The sequence below is a fragment of the Microcystis sp. M113S1 genome, assembly GCF_020246945.1.
Classification (GTDB): domain Bacteria; phylum Cyanobacteriota; class Cyanobacteriia; order Cyanobacteriales; family Microcystaceae; genus Microcystis.
This window is the reverse complement of sequence record NZ_JADBSA010000309.1, coordinates 1-4305: the sequence shown is the minus strand read 5'-3', so window position 1 is coordinate 4305 and position 4305 is coordinate 1. Positions and strand designations below refer to the sequence as shown.

At 37.3% G+C, this 4305-nt stretch carries 5 protein-coding genes; all 5 read left to right on the top strand.

Going from position 1 to position 4305, the window contains the following annotated elements; genetic code table 11:
- On the top strand, positions 1–477 hold a 477-nt coding region (locus tag IM319_RS15660), incomplete at its 5' end, for a DNA cytosine methyltransferase (RefSeq protein ID WP_287736198.1).
- Positions 478–480: 3 nt separating this feature from the next.
- Positions 481–1551 (top strand): HaeII family restriction endonuclease, encoded by a 1071-nt coding sequence (locus IM319_RS15655; RefSeq protein WP_004158049.1) that lies wholly within the window; start codon positions 481–483, stop codon positions 1549–1551.
- 53 nt (positions 1552–1604) lie between these two features.
- Complete coding sequence (locus tag IM319_RS15650; RefSeq protein WP_287736196.1) at positions 1605–3611, top strand: GUN4 domain-containing protein; 2007 nt, start codon at positions 1605–1607, stop codon at positions 3609–3611.
- Between the two features lie 41 nt (positions 3612–3652).
- Positions 3653–3865: a type II toxin-antitoxin system HicA family toxin gene (locus IM319_RS15645; protein ID WP_286825130.1), complete on the top strand. Its 213-nt coding sequence runs from the start codon at positions 3653–3655 to the stop codon at positions 3863–3865.
- Positions 3865–4071 (top strand): type II toxin-antitoxin system HicB family antitoxin, encoded by a 207-nt coding sequence (locus IM319_RS15640; protein ID WP_002769524.1) that lies wholly within the window; start codon positions 3865–3867, stop codon positions 4069–4071. Before IM319_RS15645 ends, IM319_RS15640 begins: the two co-directional genes overlap by 1 nt.
- Positions 4072–4305 lie beyond the last annotated feature (234 nt).

Genomic DNA, 4305 nt, shown 5'->3' with positions numbered 1-4305 from the left:
TGGCCAAAACCAGCTTTATCTAGAACAAGTTTAACAGAAATATTAGAGGAAAATGTCTCGGATTTTTATTATGCTTCCGAGAAAATTCAAAAAAGTCGCCTGCTGAAAAGAGAGGGAAAAAAACCTGATAGTGAACCGACTATCTGGCACGAAAATAAAGGAGGTAATGTCAGTGCTTATCCCTATTCCTGTGCCTTGCGAGCGGGAGCATCCTATAATTATTTGTTAGTGGATGGTCAAAGACGCTTAACAGCAAGAGAAATGCTACGTTTACAAGGTTTTCCCGATGATTATCAAATTGTCGGCAGTTATCAAACTATGCGAAAATTAACGGGTAATAGTGTGGCGATTTCCTGCGTAGCTGCTGTGGTTAATTCTGTAATCGAGTCTTTGTTAGATGTTGAGCAAGCATCAACTAATTCATTCTCGTTCAATCGAACTACTCAATTAAGTTTATTTTCGACTCAGGAGTTTTAGATAGTGGTAAGTATTAAAGACGCTAAAATGAGACTTGATAGCATTATTGCTAAAGCGAGAATTGACTTGTATAAGCCAATTCAAATTGCCGAAGTTCTCAGAAAATCTCGGTTAGAAAAAAATATCAAAATTTTAGATTTAAAGACTTATCAAAATCAATCTATTCGTTGGCGAGATGAAGTAACAATAAGATTGCTTAATAAAGTTTCTACATCTTCTGCTAGATATCAACATGATGTATGGAGTACCACAGCCATGTCTCCTGAGTTACTGGAAATTCTTGATCGAGAAAATAAGCGAACACGGGGAGGTGTAGAACGTTATATTTATTTAAAATTTAGTGAAAGACAAGCCACTGTATCAAGTTTAATTGACTATATAGACAGTCAAAATGAGAAAAGTTTTGATTTAAAATATTTATTATATGAGTTTAGTGCTAAAGCAGGAATCCGCAGAAGTATAGACAAAGCATACGAGATTATAGCTTATAGTTTATTTGAAACCATTGTAGTATCTCTGGAGGCAGAGATCACAATGTCTATACCTTCAATCAAACAAGATTTATTAAACGAGTTTTCTGATTTAGCTAAAGCCTTACTTGGTTTAGATAAGAACCAAAATAAGCGAGTATTTAAGGCTCATATTTATAGAGTAGGAGTGACGAATGCAGCCGATAGAGGATTAGATATGTGGGCAAATTTTGGCATAGCTATTCAAATAAAACATTTAACCCTTGATGAAGAAATAGCTCAAAATATTATCGATAAAGTAGAAAGCGATCATATAGTTATTGTTTGCCGTGATGCTCATGCTGATGTCATCAAAATTATAGCTCAACAAATCAGTTGGGGACAAAGAGTGCGTGGCATAATACTTGAATCGGAGCTAATTAATTGGTATGACAGATGTTTGCGAGGTGAATTTTCTAATTTGTTGGCCAAACCTTTACTTCAGTATCTAAGTGATAACTTTAGAAAAGAATTTCCTCAGTCTATTGCTTTAATAGATTTTTTAGAGGAAAGAAAGTATTTGAAGTTAAAAATAAGAGATGATGACATTTGGGCTATTGATTAGATTACCAAAAAATAGTATAATAGGGGTTATCTTCCCATACTTGTCAAACGGCTATGAGTCTCTGTCTCAATCCCGATTGTTCGCACAAAAACACCCCCACGGATAAATTCTGTCATAAGTGCGGTTCTCAATTACTGCTCAGAGAACGTTATCGAGCGCTAAAATTAATCGGTCAAGGGGGTTTTGGTAAGACATTTCAAGCGATAGATGAGGATAAACCCTCAAAACCCTATTGTGTGATTAAACAATTTTTCCCATCCGCGCAGGGAACAGGAACTTTACAAAAAGCAGCAGAATTATTTAAAGAAGAAGCGATTCGTTTAGATAGTTTGGGAAGATACCCACAAATCCCCGAACTTTACGCCTATTTTACCGCTAATGATGGGCGACAATATCTCGTACAGGAATATATCGAAGGACAAAATCTCGAACAAGAATTAAAACAGGAAGGAGTATTTAACGAAGCCAAAATTAAACATCTTTTGTCAGAGATTTTACCGATTCTAGAATTTATTCATAGTAAACAAGTAATCCATCGCGACATTAAACCCGAAAATATTATTCGCAGAAAAAGCGATAATAAATTGATTTTAGTTGACTTTGGGGCAGCCAAATTTGTCAGTCCTTTAAATCGTTCCATGACAGGAACAATTATCGGTTCTGCGGAATACATCGCACCAGAACAGGGGAACGGGAAAGCAGTTAACGCCAGTGATTTGTATAGTTTGGGTGTAACTGGCATTTATTTATTAACAGGAATATCTCCCTTTGATTTATTCGATGGGGGAGAACACCAATGGGTATGGCGACAGTGGTTAGTGGATAATCCTGTTAGTAATGAGTTAGGGAATATTCTCGATAAATTAATTGAATTTGGCACGAAAAGACGCTATCAATCTGCGTCAGAAGTGTTGTCAGCTTTGCAGATAAAAACATCAGTCTTTGTCCCCCAGACAACTATTCAAAAACCCGTTAATCCCGTTATTTCCGTTCCCCAAACTCCCCCATCTATCCAGCTTAAAAGCGCCAAAGGAATCGATTATCGGAAATTAGAAGATTTATTAAAACGGCAGCAATGGAAGGAAGCGGACGAGGAAACCGCCAACTTAGTACGAAAAGTAACTAATCGTGTCAAAGATTGGTTAAGAGATGAAGATATACAGAAATTTCCTTGCGATGATTTACAAACTATTGATCAATTATGGGTTCATTACAGTAACGGAAAATTTGGCTTTTCTGTGCAGGGGCAAATCTATCTAGAAATCGGTGGCATGGAAGAATATAATGAAAGAAATTGGGATATTTTTGGCAGTTTGGTAGGCTGGCAAAAAAATAATAGTTGGAATTGGCAAGATATTAATTATAGTTTGCAAGCACCTCAAGGACATCTACCGCTAATACGCTACGGTTATAAGGGACAAGGAAGTTATATTATCTATCATCTAACCTCAAGAATATTTGTTTGTCAGATTTATAGTCACCAGATTATTAATCAAAAACAACCTGTAGCAACAATTATTCAACCTCCCGCTATTTCCGTTCCCCAAACTCCCCCATCTATCCAGCTTAACAGTGCCAAAGGAATCGATTATCGAAACTTAGAGGATTTATTAAAACGGCAGCAATGGAAGCAAGCGGACGAGGAAACTGCAAGAGTGATGCTACAGGTAGCCAACCGAACGAAAGAAAGATGGCTACGGGAGAGCGATATCGATAATTTTCCCTGCGAGGATTTGCGAACCATTGACCAATTATGGGTTAAATATAGTAACGGAAAATTTGGCTTTTCCGTGCAATTGAAAATCTATCACGATCTCGGTGGAACGCAGGAGTATAATGATCAAATCTGGAACGCTTTCGGGGATAAAATCGGCTGGCGGATAAATAACGGCTGGATAGACTATAAAGATGTTATTTTTGATTTCAAAGCACTTCAAGGACATCTTCCAGCTGATGTTCCAATATGGAGGTGTGGCAATTGGCATGACCCGATTTGGTGGACTTCCTGTCCAAAGCGTGGAATCAATCTCTTCTCTCGCGTCGAGACTTGCAAAATGTAACATATAAAGGTAACAGCCAATTTTTAAGAATCACATATAACATGAAAGTGAGAGATGTAATTAGATTACTAGAACAAGATGGATGGTATTTATCGAGAACAAGGGGAAGCCACCGACAATTCAAACATTCTCTGAAATCAGGTTTAGTTACTGTTCCAGGTAAGCCATCCGATGATTTAGCGATTAAGACTTTACGGAGTATTTTCAAACAAGCTCAATTGAATAAAGACCTAGAAGAAGGAGACAATAACTAATGCGTTACGCGATTATTATCGAAAAAGCTGAAAATAACTATTCTGCTTATGTTCCTGACTTACCCGGTTGTGTTACTACCGGTAAAACCCTAGAGGAAATCGCAGAAAATATGAAAGAAGCAATTCAATTTCATCTGGATGGATTACAAGAGGAAGGGCTGCCAATTCCCCAACCAGCCACCTATTGCCAGTATATCGAAGCGTAACCGATCACCTGCATCCTGTCTGCGACTTTTATCTGTTAAGTAGCTGGTTATAATTAAATTAAAAATGGATTTTAGGTTTGATCCCCCCTTAATCCCCCCTTAATAAGCTATCCATTAGTCACATCTTTCTTAACATAAAATTTGACAAAAAGAGAAAAGTGTGCAAGATGGCTCAAGGAGGTTCTATGGGGGGACTAATTTGATGAGATAGTTTCCAAGTCTGGCTGATATCAT